The organism is Sphaerisporangium perillae (assembly GCF_023276435.1).
Classification (GTDB): domain Bacteria; phylum Actinomycetota; class Actinomycetes; order Streptosporangiales; family Streptosporangiaceae; genus Sphaerisporangium; species Sphaerisporangium perillae.
Window position 1 is genome coordinate 1 of record NZ_JALLPO010000005.1, and the last position, 17,561, is coordinate 17,561.

8 protein-coding genes are annotated in these 17,561 nt (G+C 72.4%); 4 read left to right on the top strand and 4 right to left on the bottom strand.

Features of this window, described 5'->3' with window-relative positions:
* Window positions 1-2 precede the first annotated feature (2 nt).
* Entirely contained in the window at window positions 3-6,221 is a 6,219-nt protein-coding gene (locus MYF83_RS06105) for a non-ribosomal peptide synthetase (protein WP_308201406.1), read from the top strand.
* Entirely contained in the window at window positions 6,218-11,659 is a 5,442-nt protein-coding gene (locus MYF83_RS06110) for a non-ribosomal peptide synthetase (protein WP_248959191.1), read from the top strand. Before MYF83_RS06105 ends, MYF83_RS06110 begins: the two co-directional genes overlap by 4 nt.
* A 244-nt stretch (window positions 11,660-11,903) precedes the next feature.
* On the opposite strand, the gene MYF83_RS06115 is transcribed toward MYF83_RS06110, so the two are convergent.
* From MYF83_RS06115 to MYF83_RS06130, 4 genes are all read right to left on the bottom strand, one after another.
* Window positions 11,904-12,293 carry a type II toxin-antitoxin system VapC family toxin gene (locus MYF83_RS06115; RefSeq protein WP_248959192.1) on the bottom strand — a complete coding sequence of 130 codons (390 nt, stop codon included), beginning with the start codon at window positions 12,291-12,293 and terminating at the stop codon, window positions 11,904-11,906.
* Window positions 12,290-12,535 (bottom strand): hypothetical protein, encoded by a 246-nt coding sequence (locus tag MYF83_RS06120; RefSeq protein WP_248959193.1) that lies wholly within the window; start codon window positions 12,533-12,535, stop codon window positions 12,290-12,292. The genes MYF83_RS06115 and MYF83_RS06120 overlap by 4 nt, the downstream gene beginning before the upstream one ends.
* Before the next feature lie 791 nt (window positions 12,536-13,326).
* Window positions 13,327-14,514, bottom strand: coding sequence for an NAD(P)/FAD-dependent oxidoreductase (locus tag MYF83_RS06125; protein WP_279339187.1), 1,188 nt, complete (start codon window positions 14,512-14,514; stop codon window positions 13,327-13,329).
* A 9-nt stretch (window positions 14,515-14,523) separates the two neighbouring features.
* Entirely contained in the window at window positions 14,524-15,723 is a 1,200-nt protein-coding gene (locus tag MYF83_RS06130; protein WP_248959194.1) for a cytochrome P450, read from the bottom strand.
* 112 nt (window positions 15,724-15,835) lie between these two features.
* On the opposite strand from MYF83_RS06130, the gene MYF83_RS06135 reads away from it, so the two are divergent.
* Window positions 15,836-16,543 carry an aspartate/glutamate racemase family protein gene (locus tag MYF83_RS06135; protein ID WP_248959195.1) on the top strand — a complete coding sequence of 236 codons (708 nt, stop codon included), beginning with the start codon at window positions 15,836-15,838 and terminating at the stop codon, window positions 16,541-16,543.
* Window positions 16,533-17,546 (top strand): 2,3-diaminopropionate biosynthesis protein SbnB, encoded by a 1,014-nt coding sequence (gene sbnB, locus MYF83_RS06140; protein WP_248959196.1) that lies wholly within the window; start codon window positions 16,533-16,535, stop codon window positions 17,544-17,546. Before MYF83_RS06135 ends, sbnB begins: the two co-directional genes overlap by 11 nt.
* Window positions 17,547-17,561 lie beyond the last annotated feature (15 nt).

The window sequence follows — 17,561 nt, forward strand, 5'->3', positions numbered from 1 at the left end:
TGGTGGGGGAGTTCGGGGCGGGTCCGGAGTCGCATGTGGCGGTGGCGTTGCCGCGGTCGGTGGAGGCCGCGGTGGCGGTGTTGGCGGTGATGAAGGCGGGGGCGGCGTATGTTCCGGTGGATCCGGATTATCCGGCGGAGCGCATCGCGCTGATGCTGGCCGACACCCGCCCCTCGCTGATGATCACGGGACCGTCCGTCGAGGTGGCCGGTGAGGTGCCGCGGCTGGTCCTGGACGGGCTCGACGGCCTGGAGGGCCATCCCGGGCATGACCTGGCCGACAGCGAGCGGGTGGCGCCGCTGGGGCTGTCCTCGCCGGCGTATGTGATCTACACCTCCGGGTCGACCGGGCGTCCCAAGGGCGTCGTGGTCACCCACCAGGGCATCGCCGCGAGCGCGGCCTCCCAGCGAGAGCGGCTGCGCACGCTTCCCGGCTCCCGGGTGCTGCAGTTCGCCCCGCTCAGCACGGACACCTCCATCTTCGAGATGCTCTACGCCTTCGGCGCCGGCGCCACGCTGGTCATCGCGCCGCGAGACGTGCGCGGCGGCGACGACCTGGCCGGCGTGCTCCGCGAAGGGCGCGTCACCCACGCCGTGCTGCCGCCCGCCGCGCTGGCGAGCCTGCCGGTCACGCCCCTGCCGGACCTCGCGACCCTGCTCGTCGGCACCGACGTCCTCGGTCCCGAGCTGGTCGAGCGGTGGGGCGAGGGCCGCCTGATGCTCAACGGCTACGGCCCCACCGAGGCCACCATGTGGGTCTCCGCCAGCGGGCAGCTCGTCGCAGGGGAGAAGCCGCCCATCGGCTCCCCGCTGCTCGGCATCCGCTTCTACGTGCTGGACTCCGGTCTGCGGCTGGTCGCGCCCGGCGTGGTCGGGGAGCTGTACGTGGCCGGTGACGGGCTGGCGCGCGGCTATCTGGGCCGTCCGTCGCTGACGGCGGAGCGGTTCGTGGCCGATCCGTTCAATGGCGGTCGGATGTACCGTACGGGTGACGCGGTCCGCTGGCGGGCCGACGGGCAGCTTGAGTTCGTCGGCCGGGTCGACGACCAGGTCAAGGTGCGCGGATTCCGGGTGGAGCTGGGCGAGATCGAGGCCGTGCTGACCCGGCATCCGCAGGTGGACCAGGCCGCGGTGATCGTCCGGGAGGACCGGCCCGGAGACCGGCGCATCGTCGCCTATGTGGTCGCCGGTGAGCTGCCGGCCGGCCTGCGCGAGTTCGTGGGCAAGGTCCTGCCCGCGCACATGGTGCCCTCGGCGTTCGTCCGGCTGGACGCGCTGCCGCTGTCGCCGAACCGCAAGATCGACCGGCGGGCGCTGCCCGTGCCGGTGTACCGGTCCGGACCGGGCAGGGCGCCGCTCAACCCTCGCGAAGAGGTGGTGTGCGGGCTGTTCGCCGAGGTGCTGGGCGTCGCCGAGGTCGGGGTGGAGGACAACTTCTTCGAGCTGGGCGGCCACTCGCTGCTGGCCACCCAGCTCGTCAGCCGGATCCGCTCGGTCCTCGATGTCGAGCTGCCGCTGCGCGAGCTGTTCGACAAGCCCACGGTCGCGGCCCTGTGCGAGGGCCTCGACGAGGCGGCCGGGGCCAGGACGCCAGTGCGGGCCGTGGAGCGGCCGGAGCGGATCCCGCTCTCCGCCGCCCAGCAGCGGCTGTGGTTCCTGCACCGCCTGGAGGGACCGAGCCCGACCTACAACATCCCGCTGGCGATCCGCCTGTCCGGCGAGCTGGACAGGGACGCCCTGGCCGCCGCGATCGGCGACCTCACCGACCGGCACGAGGTGCTGCGCACGGTCTTCGCCGAGACCGACGGCACCGTCCACCAGGACATCCTGCCCGCCGTGCACACCGAGATCGAGCTGGTCGACACCAGCGAGGAAGACCTTCCCGGGCTGCTCGCGCAGGACATCAGGTACCCCCTGGACCTGGCCGGCCGCCCGCCGATGCGCGCCTGGCTCTACCGCACGGGCCCGGCCGAGCACGTGCTGCTGCTCCTGGTCCACCACATCGCGGGCGACGGCATGTCGATGATGCCGCTGTCGGCCGACCTGGTCACCGCCTACACCGCGCGGCACGCGGGCGAGGCCCCACGGTGGGAGCCGCTGCCGGTCCAGTACGCCGACTACGCGCTCTGGCAGCAGGAGGTCGGCACGGACGACGCGCAGATCCGGTTCTGGCGCGACACTCTCGCGGGGGCGCCCGAGCTGCTCGAACTCCCCGCCGACCGGCCGCGGCCCGACGTCGCCGGCCACGCGGGGACGAGCATCCCGATGGACATCCCGGCGGGCACGCACCGGGGCGTCACCGCGCTGGCCCGCGAGACCGGGACCACCGTGTTCATGGTGCTGCAGGCCGCCGTGGCCGGGCTGCTGAGCCGGCTCGGCGCGGGGACCGACATCCCCATCGGCACCGTCGTCGCGGGACGCAACGACGAGGCGCTGGGCGACCTGGTGGGCTTCTTCGTCAACTCGCTGGTGCTGCGCACCGACGTGTCGGGAGAGCCGACCTTCCGTGAGCTGCTCACGCGGGTCAGGCAGGCCGACCTGGCCGCCTACGCGCACTCCGAGGTCCCGTTCGAGCGGGTCGTCGAGGCGGTCAACCCGGAGCGCTCGATGGCGTACACGCCGCTGTTCCAGGTGATGCTCAGCCTACTCAGCGAGCGGCTCCCGCATCTGGACCTGCCGGGGCTGCGCGCCGGCTTCGAGCCCTTGCAGGGCAGCGTGGCCAAGTACGACCTGGCCTTCGGCCTGCGCGAGCACCACGCCGAGGACGGCACGCCCGCCGGCATCGGCGGCTCGCTTGAATACGCCACCGACCTGTTCGACGCGGACACCGCCATCTCGCTGACCGAGCGGCTGACCCGGCTCATCGACGCCGTGGCGGCCGACCCCGACCGGCGGATCGCCGAGGTGGACCTGCTGTCGGAGGACGAGCACAAGCAGCTCGCCGGGGGCAACGCGACGGTGGCGCCCATCCCGGAGCAGACGTTCCAGGAGCTGTTCGAGGCCCAGGTGGCGCGGACGCCCGACGCCCGCGCCCTGGTGTACGGCGACCTCACCCTCACCTACGCCGAGCTGAACGAGCGGGCGAACCGGCTGGCCCACCTGCTGATGGAGCGGGGCGGCCCGCAGCAGTTCGTCGCCGTGGGGCTGCCGCCGTGCGCCGACGCCGTCGTGAGCCTGCTGGCCATCTTCAAGGCCGGGGCGGTGTACCTGCCCTTCGACCCGACGCACCCGGTGGACCGGGTGCGGGCCGTGCTGCAGAGCGCCCGGCCGACCCTTCTCATCGGCTCGTCGGGGTCCGCCGTCCCGATCTCCGGCGTGGACGCGCCGTGGCTGCTCCTGGACGACGAGGAGACCGTCGCGGCGCTCGCACGGCAGCCGCACGGCGACCCGCCGGCCAGGACCGAGCTGCGCCGCGACGGGCTGATGTACGTCATCTTCACCTCCGGCTCCACCGGCAGGCCCAAGGGCGCGATGGTGCACCAGCGAGGCATGATCAACCATCTGCTGGCCAAGGTGGAGGAGCTCGGCGTCACCGGCTCCGACGCCGTCGTGCTGAACGCGCCGCTGACCTTCGACGTCTCGGTGTGGCAGATGCTGTCGGCGCTGCTGGCCGGCGGCAGGACCCACGTCGTGGACAAGGACGTCGCCCGGGACCCGCTGGAGCTGTTCGCCGAGGTCGAGCGCGCGGAGCTGACCATCGTCGAGGTGGTGCCCTCCTTCATGAGGGCCGGGCTCGACGCCTACGACTCGGGCATCCCCGCGCCGTCCATGCCGACCCTGCGCTGGTTCATCGTCAACGGCGAGGTGCTCTCGCCGGAGATCTGCAAGCGGTGGTACGCCCGCTTCCCGCAGGCGCTGCTGGTCAACGCCTACGGGCTCACCGAGTGCTCCGACGACAACACCCACGCCTTCATCACCGGCGACATCGACGGCCAGGTGGAGAGCGGGCGGCTGCCGGTCGGGCGCCCGCTGCGCAACAACCGGCTGCACATCCTGGACGACGGCCTGCGGCCGGTGCCCCCGGGCCTCGCGGGCGACCTGTACATCGCCGGCACCGGGGTGGGCCTCGGCTACCTGGGCGAGCCGTCCCGGACCGCCGGACGCTACCTCCCCGACCCGTACACCGACCGGCCCGGCGCGCGGATGTACCGGACCGGCGACCGCGTGCGGCTGCGCGCGGACGGCCAGCTCGACTTCCTGACCCGGGTGGACCACCAGGTCAAGATCCGCGGCAACCGCATCGAGCTCGGCGAGGTCGAGGCCGCGCTGCGGGCCGCCCCCGGCGTCACCGACGCCGTCGTGATCGCCAACGAGCCGCAGGGCGGGGCGAAGCGGCTGGTCGGGTACGTCGTCACCCGGGAGCCGGGCGACGCGGCCGCGGCGCTGCGCGAGCACCTGAGCGGGGTGCTCCCCGACTACATGGTGCCCTCGGCGCTCGTCGCCCTTCCCGACCTGCCGCTCACGCCGAACGGCAAGATCGACCGCAAGGCCCTGCCCGACCCGTCCTTCGCCGCGCAGGCACCGGGACGGGCGCCGCGCAACGCCCGCGAGGAGATCCTCTGCCGCCTGTTCGCCGAGGTGGTGGGCGTGCCCACGGTCTCGCTCGACGACGGGTTCTTCCAGCTCGGCGGCGACAGCATCATGTCGCTCCAGCTCGTCTCCCGGGCACGCAAGGCCGGCCTGACCATCAGCGCGCGCGACGTGTTCCAGAACCAGACGGTGGAGGCGCTGGCGGCCGTCGCCAAGGAGACGCCGGGGGCGGTGGCGCGCGTGGACGGCCGCGAGGGGACGGGCGACCTCCCCACCACTCCGATCATGCACTGGCTGCGCGAGCTCGGCGGCCCGAGCGACGGGTTCAACCAGGCGATGGTGCTCACGGTGCCGCCCGCACTGGGCGAGCACCTCCAGGCCGCCGTCCAGACCCTGTTCGACCACCACGACGCGCTGCGCATGCGGCTGAACGGGGACTCCCTCAACGTGCCGCCCGCGGGCGCCGTCGCCGCCGCCGACCGGATCGTCCGGGTCGACATCACGGGCCTCGACGAGGAGCAGGTACGCGCGGTGGTCGCCAAGGAGGGCGAGTCGGCCAGGGCGTCGCTGTCCCCATCCGACGGCGTGATGGCGCGCGTCGTGTGGTTCGACGCGGGCGCGGGCCGCTCCGGCCTGCTGCTGATGGTGCTGCACCACCTGGTCGTGGACGGCGTCTCCTGGCGCATCCTCGTCCCCGACCTGCGGGCGGCGTGGGAGGCGCTGGCACGCGGCGCCACGCCCGAGCTGGATCCGGTGCCCACGTCCTTCCGCCAGTGGGCGCACACCCTGGTCTCGCTGGCACGCGACTGCAAGACGTCGCCATGGGACGCGCTTCCGGCGGCCGAGCGGCCGCTCGGGGCCAGGGCGCTCGACCCGCGAAGGGACACCGCCCGGACGGCGCGCGAGCTGACGGTGACGCTGCCCGCCGAGTACACCGAGCCGCTGCTGACCAGGGTGCCCGCCCTCTTCCACGCCTCGGTCAACGACGTTCTGCTGACCGGTCTGGCGATCGCGGCCGGCCGGTGGCGCGGCCGCGACGGCCTGCTCGTGGACGTGGAGGCGCACGGAAGGGAGGAGTTGGTGGAAGGCCTGGACCTGTCCAGGACGGTCGGCTGGTTCACCAGCATGTACCCGGTCCACCTGCGGGTGGGCACGGTCGCCGGGCAGGACGTCGTGGACGGCGGCCCGGCGGTCGGCGACGCCCTCAGACGGGTCAAGGAGAGCATGCGGGCGATCCCCGACAACGGCGTCGGCTTCGGCCTGTGGCGCTACCTCGGCGGCGAGCCGCGGGTGTCGCCCGTCCCGCAGATCGCCTTCAACTACCTGGGCCGCTTCGGGTCCGGCGGTTCCGGCGGCCCGGGCGGCGGCGAGGCGCACTGGGCGCCCGCCGAGAGCATGCCGACCCCGGTGCCCCGCGACCCCGAGATGCCCTCGGCGCACGCGATCGAGCTGGTCGCTACCGCCGTGGACCGGGCGGACGGTCCCGCGCTCTCCGTCACCTGGTCCTGGCCCGGAGAGCTGTTCACCGAGCAGGAGATCGGCGAGCTGGCCGGCGAGTGGTTCACCGCCCTGCGGGGCCTGGTCGCCCACGCCGACCGGCCGGACGCGGGCGGGTACACCCCCTCCGACCTGTCGATGGCGCTCACCCAGGACGAGATCGACGACCTCGAAGAGGAGCTGATGGGCCGGTGAAGCGCTCCGCGTTCGAGGACGTCCTGCCGCTCGCGCCGATGCAGGAAGGGCTGCTCTTCCACGCCCTCGCGGAGGAGGACGGCGTCGACACCTACACCGTGCGGATGGTGCTGGAGCTCGAGGGCCGCCTCGACCCGGCGATCCTGCGCACGGCCGCCCGCGCGCTGCTCCGGCGCCACCCCAACCTGCGGGTGAGCTTCCGCCAGCGCAAGACCGGGCAGCCCATGCAGGTCGTGCACCGCGACGTCGAGCCGCCCTGGGAGGAGATCGACCTGAGCGGCCTCGGCGAGGCCGCTCAGGAGGCGGAGCTCGCCCGGCTGTTCGAGGCCGAGCAGGACCGCAGGTTCGACCTCGCCACGCCGCCCGCGCTGCGCTTCACCCTCGTGCGGCTGGACGCCGACCACCACCGCCTGGTGGTGACCAACCACCACATCCTGTTCGACGGCTGGTCGCTGCCGATCCTGCTGCGCGAGCTGCTGGCGCTCTACCACTCCCGGGGCGACGCCTCGGTGCTGCCCCGGGTCACCCCCTTCCGCGACTACCTCACCTGGCTCGCGGGCCAGGACGACGCGGAGACCGAGAAGGAGTGGCGGAGCGCGCTCGACGGGCTCACCGAGCCGACGCGGCTGTTCCCGCGGGCGGCCGAGCAGGTGCCCGAGCTGCCGGGCCGGCTCATCCTGGACCTGCCCCCCGAGCTCGCGGTGGACTTCGCCGCCGCGATGCGCGGCAGGGACATCACCCCCAACACCCTCGTCCAGGGGCTCTGGGGGCTGCTGCTCGGCCGGCTCACCGGCCGGGCGGACGTCGTGTTCGGCGCCGTCGTCTCCGGGCGGCCGCCCGACGTCCCCGGCATCGAGACGATGGTCGGGATGTTCATGAACACGATCCCGGTCCGGGTGCGCCTGGACCAGGCCGAGTCGTTCACGGCCCTGCTCGCCCGGCTGCAGGGGGAGCAGGCGAGGCTGCTGGCCCACCAGTCCATGAAGCTCGGCAGCATCCACCGGATGGCCGGGCTCGGCGAGCTGTTCGACACCGTCACCACCGTGGAGAACTACCCCGGAGGCTCAACCGGCCGCGACGACGCCGAGATCCGGCTGGTCAAGGTCGGCGGGCGGGACTCCGCCCACTACCCCCTGCGCCTGATCGCGGGCATGGCGGGCCCCCGGCTGCAGATGGAGCTGGAGTACCGCACCGATCTGCTGACCGATGAGGAGGCCCGCGCCCTCGGCGGCTGGCTGGTCGAGGCGTTCACGACGGTCGCCGCCGCCCCCGACCTTCCCCTGGAGCGGGCGGCGATCCCCGCCTGCCCAGCCCTCGCCTCGATGGCCCCCGCCGGGCCCGCCCAGGAGGGCGACCGCACGCAAGGGAGACGGCATCGCGCGGGTCCCAGGGAGGAGATCCTGTGCGGCCTGTACGCGGAGATCCTCGGCGTGCCGCACGTCGGCCCCGGCGACGACTTCTTCGCGCTCGGCGGCCAGTCGCTGTCGGCCGTACGCCTGCTCAGCAGGGTCCGCGCCGTGTTCGGCGCCGCGCTCCCCGTCCGGGCGATCTTCGAATCGCCGACCGTCGCCGGGCTGGCGCGGCGCGTCGAGACGGCGGCGGAGGCCGGGCCCCCGCTGGTGCCCATGCCGCGTCCCGAACGGATCCCGCTGTCGTACTCCCAGCAGCGCCTGTGGTTCATGTCCCGCCTCGAAGGGCCGAGCGCGACCTACAACATCCCCGGCGCGCTGCGGCTGCGCGGCCCGCTCGACGTCGCCGCGCTGCGGCGGGCGCTGCACGACCTGGTGGGACGGCACGAGTCGCTCCGTACGGTCTTCCCCGACCACGAAGGCGAGGCCGGACAGCGGGTGCTGCCACCCGGACAGGCCGAGGTGACGCTGGAGCGGGTGGACCTCGCGCCCGGGGAACTGGACGACGCCCTGCGCGCGGCCTGCGCCCACGCCATCGACCTCTCCCGGGAACTGCCGATCAGGGCGACGCTGTTCGGGCTCGGCCCCGACGACCACTGCCTGCTCATCCTGCTGCACCACATCGCCGGGGACGGCTGGTCGATGGGGCCGCTGGCCAGGGACCTGTCCACCGCCTACGCGGCGCGGGTGGCCGGACGGCCGCCCGGCTGGAGGCCGCTGCCCGTGCAGTACGCCGACTACACCCTCTGGCAGCGCGGGTCGGACCTGCCGCTCGGCTACTGGCTTTCGGCGCTGGAGGGCCTGCCCGAACGGCTGGAACTGCCCACCGACCGCACCCGCCCCGCCAAGGCCGGCTACCGGGGCGACCAGGTCCCGATCGACTGGGGCGCCGACCTGCGCGACGGCGTCGCGGCGCTGGCCAGGCAGACCGGCACCACGGTCTTCATGGTGGTGCAGGCCGCGCTGGCCGCCCTGCTGACCCGGCTCGGCGCCGGCACCGACATCCCGATCGGCACGCCCGAGGCCGGCCGCGCCGACGAGGCGCTGGACGACCTCATCGGGTTCTTCGTCAACACCCTGGTGCTGCGCACCGACACCTCCGGCGATCCGGACTTCCGCACGCTGCTGGACCGGGTGCGCGAAGCGGACCTGTCGGCCTACGCCCATGCCGGGGTGCCGTTCGAGCGGCTCGTGGAGGCGATCAACCCGCCGAGGTCGCTCAGCCACCATCCGCTGTTCCAGGTGATGCTCGCCATGCAGGACGACGGCGGCGACGGCGGCGACACCCCTGAGCTGGCCGGGCTGAGCGTCAGCGGCCAGGACCTCCGCACCGACGTCGCCAAGTTCGACCTGGCGTTCAGCGTGAACGCCGACCTGCGCGGCGTCCTTGAGTACGCCACCGACCTGTTCGACAGGGAGACCGCCGAGCGGCTCGTCGACCGGCTGGCCTGCGTGCTCCGGTCGGCCGTGGCCGATCCGGGCGCGCCGCTCAGCACCCTGGAGGTGCTCCCGGCGCAGGAGCGCGCGCGGCTGCTGTCGGACTGGGGCGACGGCGGCCCCTTCGAGCAGGAGGCGACGTTCCCCGAGCTGTTCGAGGAACAGGCGCGCCGTACCCCCGAAAGCCCGGCCCTCTCGTTCGGCGACGACCGGCTGAGCTACGCCGAGCTGAACGCCAGGGCCAACCGCCTGGCGCACCTGCTGATCGCCCGCGGGGCCGGACCCGAGCGGATCGTGGCCCTGAAGCTGCCCCGCTCGGCCGAGCTGGTGGTCGCGGTGCTCGCCGTGATGAAGGCGGGCGCGGCCTACCTGCCGGTCGACCCGGACTACCCGGCCGAGCGCATCGCCGGCATGCTCGAGGACGCGGCCCCCGCGCTCGTCCTGTCCACGCCGCTGCCCGACTCCGCCGCCCAGCCGTGCCACGACCCCGTGGACGCCGAGCGGATCGCACCGCTGGAGCCGTCCTCGCCCGCGTACGTGATCTACACCTCCGGCTCCACGGGCCGTCCCAAGGGGGTGGTGGTCACCCACCGCGGCTTCGCCGCCCTGCGGGAGAACCAGGCCCGCGCCTACCCGGCGGGCCCGGGCGACCGGGTCCTCCAGTACGTCTCGCCCAGCTTCGACGTCTCGGTGGCCGAGCTGTGCCTGGGCCTGCTCACCGGCGCCTGCCTGGCAGGGCCGGGGGACGGCCTGACCGGCGAGGAGCTGGCCGCCCGCCTGCGGTCCGAGCGGGTCAGCCACGCGTTCCTCCCGCCGGCGGTGCTGGCGGGGCTGCCGCCGGACGTGCCCGCCCTCCGCACCGTGATCACCGGCGGGGAGACGCTCTCCGCCGAGGCGCGCGCGACCTGGTCGCGGGGACGCCGCCTGATCAACGAGTACGGGCCCTCCGAGGTCACCGTCGCGGCGACCGTCAGCGCACCGCTGTCGGGACCCGAGCACCCGCCGATCGGGCGCCCGGTCCCCGGGGCGAGGGTGTACGTGCTGGACTCCGGTCTGCGGCCGGTGGCACCAGGGGTGGTCGGGGAGCTGTACGTGGCCGGTGCGGGGCTGGCGCGCGGCTATCTGGGCCGTCCGTCGCTGACGGCGGAGCGGTTCGTGGCCGATCCGTTCAACGGCGGTCGGATGTACCGCACGGGTGACGCGGTCCGCTGGCGGGCCGACGGGCAGCTTGAGTTCGTCGGGCGGGTCGACGACCAGGTCAAGGTGCGCGGCTTCCGGGTGGAGCTGGGCGAGATCGAGGCCGTGCTGACCCGGCATCCGCAGGTGGACCAGGCCGCGGTGATCGTGCGCGAGGACCGGCCCGGAGACCGGCGCATCGTGGCGTACGTGGTCACGGCGGAGCTGCCGGTTGGGTTGCGGGAGTTCCTGGCGGACCTGCTGCCTGGGCACATGGTGCCCTCGGCGTTCGTCCGGCTGGACGCGCTGCCGCTGTCGCCCAACGGGAAGGTGGACCGGCGGACGTTACCGGCGCCGGTGTACGGGTCCGGTCCGGGCCGGGCGCCCCGGGGTCCGCGCGAGGAGGTGGTGTGCGGGCTGTTCGCCGAGGTGCTGGGCGTCGCCGAGGTCGGGGTGGAGGACAACTTCTTCGAGCTGGGCGGCCACTCGCTGCTGGCCACCCAGCTCGTCAGCCGGATCCGCTCCGTCCTCGGCGCCGACCTTCGGGTGAGCGACGTCTTCGAGGGGCCCACCCCGGCCCGGCTGGCCGCCCGCTCCGGCGGCGGCTCCGGCGGCGCCTTCGACGTCGTGATGCCGCTGCGCGAGGGCGGCGCCCGCCTCCCGCTGTTCTGCGTGCACCCGCTGGCCGGCCTCGGCTGGAGGTACTCCGCGCTGCTGCCCCACCTCGACCGCGAGCACCCGGTCTACGCGCTGCAGGCCCGGGGCCTCGAAGGGCAGGACGAGCTGCCGGCCGATCTGGAAGAGCTCACCGCGGACTACGCCGCCCAGATGCGCAAGGTGCAGCCCGACGGCCCCTACCACCTGCTGGGCTGGTCGCTGGGCGGCAACTTCGCCCAGGCCGTCGCCGCCCGGCTGCGCGAGGAGGGCGAGGAGATCGGGCTGCTGGCCGTCCTGGACGCCTACCCGTCCCCGCCCGACGAGAAGGACTACTCCGATCGGCGGGTGCTCCTCGCGGACATGTGCGAGCACTACGCCGAGGCGTATGGCGTGGAGCCGGTGGACGTCGGCGCGATGAGCCTGGACCAGATGAGGGAACGGGTGGTCACCCTGCTGGGCAACAGCAAGGGCGAGCTCGGCCACCTGGACCCGGCCCAGCGCGGCCACGCCCTGGAGGTCATGGTCAACAGCATCCGGATCACCAGCGGGCCGCCCCCCGAGCTGGACGGCGACATGCTCCTCGTCACCTCCGCGCGGCCGTCCTCGCCACCGGAGTCCTGGCGGCCCTACGCCACCGGCTCCATCGAGGTCCAGCGGGTCGACGCCGAACACGCCCGCATGCTCGAGCCCGAGCCCGCGGCGCGAATCGCCTCGATCATCGCCGGCCGCATACCGGTCAGGGAACGCCCGGACGCGTAACGCGTGATGGCCATGGGGGACGGCCCCATGGCCATCACGCGCGTCCGGACGACGCCCGCCACGCGGTCGCCGTCGAACAGCAGGCCCTCGACCTGGCAACCCTCCCGGAACTCGGCGCCCGCCGCCGCGAGGTCGGACTCCACATCCCCCGCTCGTGGTAGCCGATCTCGACGCGGCGGTCGACCGCCAGCGAGGGGAAGCGGCGCAGCAGCCGAGCAATCCTGGGGTGGATCCCGCCTTGACGTTAGGGCTGGGCGGGGGTGATGTCGGTGTGGGGGAAGTCGTCGCCTTTGAACAGGAGCGGCTGGTTGAGGTCCTTGGCGAGGGCGTAGGCGAAACAGTCGCCCATGTTGAGTCTGGCCTTGGAGTTGTTGCCTTTGCCGTAGGTCTGGTAGGCGCTGCGGGCGATCTTCGCCTGGTTGGGTGTGACGGGCTCGATCAGGAGGGTCATCTCTTCGACGAGGGCGTCGAAGGACTGGCGCATGGTCTCGCCTCGGTTGTCGGCCACGATGGCTGCTTCGACGTAGTTGACGGCGGAGATGCGGCAGACCGTGCCGGCAATGGCGTGGGCGAACCTGCTGGCTTCGGGTTCGTCGTTGATGATGGCGATGATGGCGCTTGAGTCGACGATCATGCGGGGAGGCCGGTGCCTGGGTCGTAGAGGGCGTCGGTGGACAGTTTGTCCTGGCCAAGGTGGGTGCGCATGTCGGCGGCGATCGTCAGGATGCGCTCGGCTCGGCCGGTAGCTTCGTCGCGGCGTTCCAGGGCTTCCAGGCGGCGTTCGAGTACCTGGGCGGCGTGTTGGGTTTCCTCGGCCAGTCGGATGACTCGGCGGGCGAGGTCATGGATGGGTTCGTGTTCGAGGTCCACGTCCACGGTCGCTCATCTCCTTTCGCCCTCATCTCCGGACTGTGGCTCCAGCGTAGCTTGTGGTCGGTTGCCGTATCTGCCGATCACGGCGGCGTCCGGTGGGCCGAGGTACCCCGAGGTGCGGAGCTGTCGTCCTTCCCCGTCGCCGGTGCTGCCGAGTTCATTCCGAAGGACTGTGTACCTACCGGGTAGGTGCGGGTGTCGAATATTTTTCCAGGCAGGTCAAAGGCATGATGGACGATCCGTCCTTTCGGGTGAGCGCCTCGAGCGCTGCGTCAGATAGCGGCATGATGATCGGTCGTGTTGCTGCGCTTGGCCTACCTCACGGTGACGACCATCTTCTCGCTCCTGCGGCTGCTCTTCGCAAGCGATCGCGACAAGGACATCGAGATCTTGGTGCTCCGGCATCAGCTGACCGTGCTGCAACGGCAGGTGAGCAAGCCCGCGTTCACTCGGGAAGATCGGTTCCTCCTCGCGGGGCTGCTGCATCGTCTGCCGATGGACATGCTGCGGTACCTCACGTTGCTGATCCGCTCTGACACGATCCTGCGCTGGCATCGTGATCTGCTGCGGCGCCGGCACGCCGCAGCCAGTGCTCACCGGCGCCTAGGACGCCCGCGCACTGTCCGATCTATCCGCGTCCTGGTGCTGCGACTGGCCGGGAGAACTCCTCGTGGGGCTACCGGCGTTTCCACGGCGAGCTGGCCGCGCTCGGCATCAAGGTCGCCGCCTCCACGGCCTGGGAGATCCTCAAGGACCACGGCAGGCGGTGTCGGTGCTGGAACGGCCGCCCGCTCTCAGACGAGGGCGAGCGCGTCGAACAGTTCGTCGGTGTAGAAGTCGTCGATCTCGCAGGCGCCCGACAGGGTGGCGAAGTAGGTGTCGACGAGATCCTGGCGGCCGGCGATCGCGCGGAGCATGGTGACCCGCTCCGGCTGGATCTCCAGCCCGGCGGCCTTCAACGTGCCGTGGTAGAGGCCCAGGAAGTGCTCGTCGCGGTCCCTGCCGAAGCGGCCGAGCGCGAGGTCCAGCCCGGCCTCGTCGCGCAGGCCGTCGCCGATGTGGTCGACCAGCATCTGCACCTGAAGGAAGGCGTCGGTGATGCCGCTGTTCCCGATCGAGTCCTTGTGGTAGCCGGAGTCCCCCAGCAGGACCCACCCCGGACCGGCCGCCTGGCGGAAGAAGTTGCGCTGGTCGCCGGTCCCGTAGAGCCGTTCCGCCCGCCGGGCGGCGCGCAGCCGCTCGTGGACCTCCGGCGCGGTGGTGCGGACGCTCTCCAGGTAGGCCGTCATGGCGTCCCCGCGGATCCGGTCGAACTCCGACTGCGGGAAGTACGCGCCGACCAGCGTGCGCCCGTCGTTCGTCGGCACCGTGCCGACGAGGCGGTGCGGCCGCGCGTACACCTCGAAGGTCGCGGGCAGGTCCTCCCAGTAGCTGAAGTAGACGCAGGACCTGCGGTCGTCCTCGACCGTGGTCGGCGCGCCGGTCAGCGACGCGACCGTGGAACGCATGCCGTCCGCGCCGATGACGAGCCTCGCCCGCTCCTCGAACCGGCCGTTCGAGGTCGTGCAGCGGACGCCCGCCACGCGGTCGCCGTCGAACAGCAGGCCCTCGACCTGGCAGCCCTCCCGGAACTCGGCGCCCGCCGCGGTGGCCGCCGCCGCGAGGACGGGGTCGAGACGGTGGCGGCGCGGCGCGTACGCCGTGCGGTGGCCGTCGACCCCCCACGAGCAGCCTTCCAGGCGGACGTCCTCCACCTGGTAGACGATGCGGTCGATGGGCGGGCAGCCGGTCGCGACCACGTCGTCGAGCACGCCCCACTGCCCCAGCTTGGCCACACCCGGCTGGTGGATGTAATGCGTCGACAGCGTGTCCCTGGGGAAGCGCGCCTTGTCGAGCAGGAGCACCCGGTACCCGGCGCGGGCGAGGAGCATGGCGGCCGGCGACCCCGCGCAGCGGGCGCCGACCACGATCACGTCGTACATCGTCGTCCCTCAGTTCGGCCGGGCGATGACGGGAAGGTTCTTCGGACCCCACATCCCCCGCTCGTGGTAGCCGATCTCGACGCGGCGGTCGACCGCCAGCGAGGGGAAGCGGCGCAGCAGCGCCTCCAGCGCGATCTTGCTCTCCAGGCGCGCCAGCGGGGCGCCGATGCAGAAGTGGATGCCGTGGCTGAAGGCCAGGTGCGGGTTGGGATCACGGCCGATGTCGAACCGGTCAGGGTGCGCGAAACGGCGGCCGTCGTGGTTGGCCGACATCAGCCATGGCGTGACCATGCGGTTCTCCGGGATGGTGACCCCGCCGATCTCCACCTCCTTGGCGGTGATCCTGCTGGCGGTGGTGAAGGGGGAGCGGTAACGCAGCACCTCCTCGATCGCCGCGGGGATCAGCCCGGAGTCGCCGCGGACCGCGGCCATCGCGGCCGGGGTCTGGTCCAGGCAGAGCACGGCGCTGCCCAGCAGGAGCGTCGTGGTGACGCTTCCGGCCATGAACACGATGTCGGCGAACTTGACGACCTCGTCCTCCGAGAGCCGCTCGCCGTCCACCTCGGCGGAGCAGAGCGCGCTGATCAAATCGTCCTTGGGATTGCGGCGGCGGTCGCGGCAGTGCTGGAGGAGGTAGTCGGCCATGTCCTTGGTGACCTGCTCGAGCAGGTCGGCGTACTCGGGCGACTCCGAGGTGATCCCTTCGCGCGCGGTCATGCCCTGCGCGTTCAGCATCCGGTTGATCCACGTGCGGAACAGGTGCCGGTCGGAGGCGGGAACGCCGAGCAGCTCGGAGATCACGATCACCGGCAGCGGGAAGGTCAGCGCGTCGACGAGGTCGAACTCCTCCTCCGCCACCTCCTCGAGCAGTCCCCCGGCGAGGGACGCGATGCGGGGCGCGAGCGCGCTCACCGTCCGGGGCGTGAACGCCTTGCTGACCAGGCGGCGCAGCTTCGCGTGTCCCGGCGGGTCCATCGAGTTGATGTTCCCCTGGCTCATCTCGGCCAGTTCGGGATTGATGCGGCTGATGTCGTTGGAGAAGGTGGCGTGGTCGGTGAGCACGCGTTCCACGTCCGCGTAGCGGAAGACGTGGTACGCGCCGTCTCCTTCGCGCCATACGGGATGGTCCTCCCGCATGCGTGCCATCCAGTCGAAGAGCTCGGTCCCGCCGTCCGCCAGCGGAACGGCGTCGATCATGACCTCGGTCATTGTGGCGGACTCCATTCTGTAGTCCACCTGAATATGCACGAACCGCTTATCACCCCGATATCGGGCGGCTTACTGATATCAGGGTGATAAGCCGTGGTTATAGCTTGCGCCAATGGATGTTCTCGGTGTGCTCGGTGGGATGGGGCCGCTCGCCTCGGCCGAGTTTCTGAAGACGCTCTACCACGCCAACCTCCGTTCCTACGAGCAGGACATGCCCCGGGTCCTGCTCGACTCCGATCCGGGCTTTCCCGACCGCACACAGGCGGTGGACGGCCCGGGTGCCCAGGAGATCGGCGACCGCCTCACCCTGCGGCTGGGGGACCTGCTGGCGCGTGGCGCGACCCGGCTGGTCATGGCCTGCTTCACCGCCCACCACTTCCTCCCCCTCGTCGATCCGGCGGTACGGCGGCGGCTGACCTCCCTGGTCGACGTCACGCTGACCGAGCTGGACCACGCCGAAGGCAGGTTCCTCCTGCTGTGCACGGAGGGAACGCGGCGGGCGCGGATCTTCGAGAACGCGCCGCTGTGGGACCGCGTGGCCGGCCGTGTCGCGCTGCCGGGGGAGCTCGACCAGGAGCTGGTGCACCGGATGGTGTACCGGATGAAGCGCCACGGCGCCCTCGGGGACATCGCGCCGGCCGTCGACCGCCTGCGCGCGCGTTACGGGTGCTCGGGCGTCATCCTCGGCTGCACGGAGTTCCACCTGGTCGCAGACCGGCTCGTCGCCCTCCGGGGCGAGGGCAACGTGATCGACGCACTGCGCGCCATCGCCCGCACCGCCGAGGCGCCCTATGGAAAGGATCTCCAGCATGCCGGATGAAAGGCTCGACGTTCCGCCGTTCGGCGTGCTCTCCGGAGCCCGCGTGCGCCGGGTGCTGTCCGGCCGGGAGAAGCAGGTCGTCGAGCTGGTCGAGGAGGCCTACCGGCGGCACGGCGAGGGCGGCACGGTCAACCCGCCGTCGTACTTCCTGCGCTTCCCCGACCGGCCCACCGGGCGGATCATCGCGCTGCCCGCCTCCGTCGGCGGGGAGAACGCCGTGGACGGGGTGAAGTGGATCTCCAGCTTCCCCGCGAACGTGGTGAAGGGCATCCCGCGCGCGTCCGGCGTCCTCATCCTCAACGACCCGCGCACCGGCTACCCGTACGCCTGCCTCGAGGCCTCCCTGATCAGCGCCGCGCGCACCGCGGCCTCGGCCGTCCTCGCGGCCGACTGGCTCACCCGCGGGCAGGAGCGCCCCACCCGGGTCGGGTTCTTCGGCACCGGGCTGATCGCGCGCTCCATCCACGCCTACTTCGCCGCCACCGGCTGGTCCTTCGACCGGGTCGGCGTGCACGACCTGCTGCCCGAACGCGCCGCGGGCTTCGCGGGCGACCTGCGGGCCGCCGGCGAGGACGTGGTGGTCCACGACCGTCCGGAGGATCTGCTGCGGAGCTGCGACCTGGTGGTGTTCGCCACCGTGGCGGGGAGCCCGCACGTGACGGACCCGAGCCTGCTGGCCCACCATCCACTCGTCCTGCACGTGTCGCTCCGCGACCTCGCGCCGGAGATCATCAAGGACGCCGCCAACGTCGTCGACGACGTGGACCACTGCCTGCGCGCGGGCACCTCGCTGGACCTGGCGCAGCAGCTCACGGGCGACCGGGCGTTCGTCGACGGGACGCTGCACGACGTCATGACCGGCGCGGTGACGGTACGCCGCGACCGGCCGGTGATCTTCTCGCCCTTCGGGCTCGGCGTGCTGGACCTGGCCGTCGGCAAGTTCGTCCACGAGGCCGCGACCCGCTCGGGAGACCTCGCCGTCGTGCCGGACTTCTTCCCGTGAAATCCATTCAATATC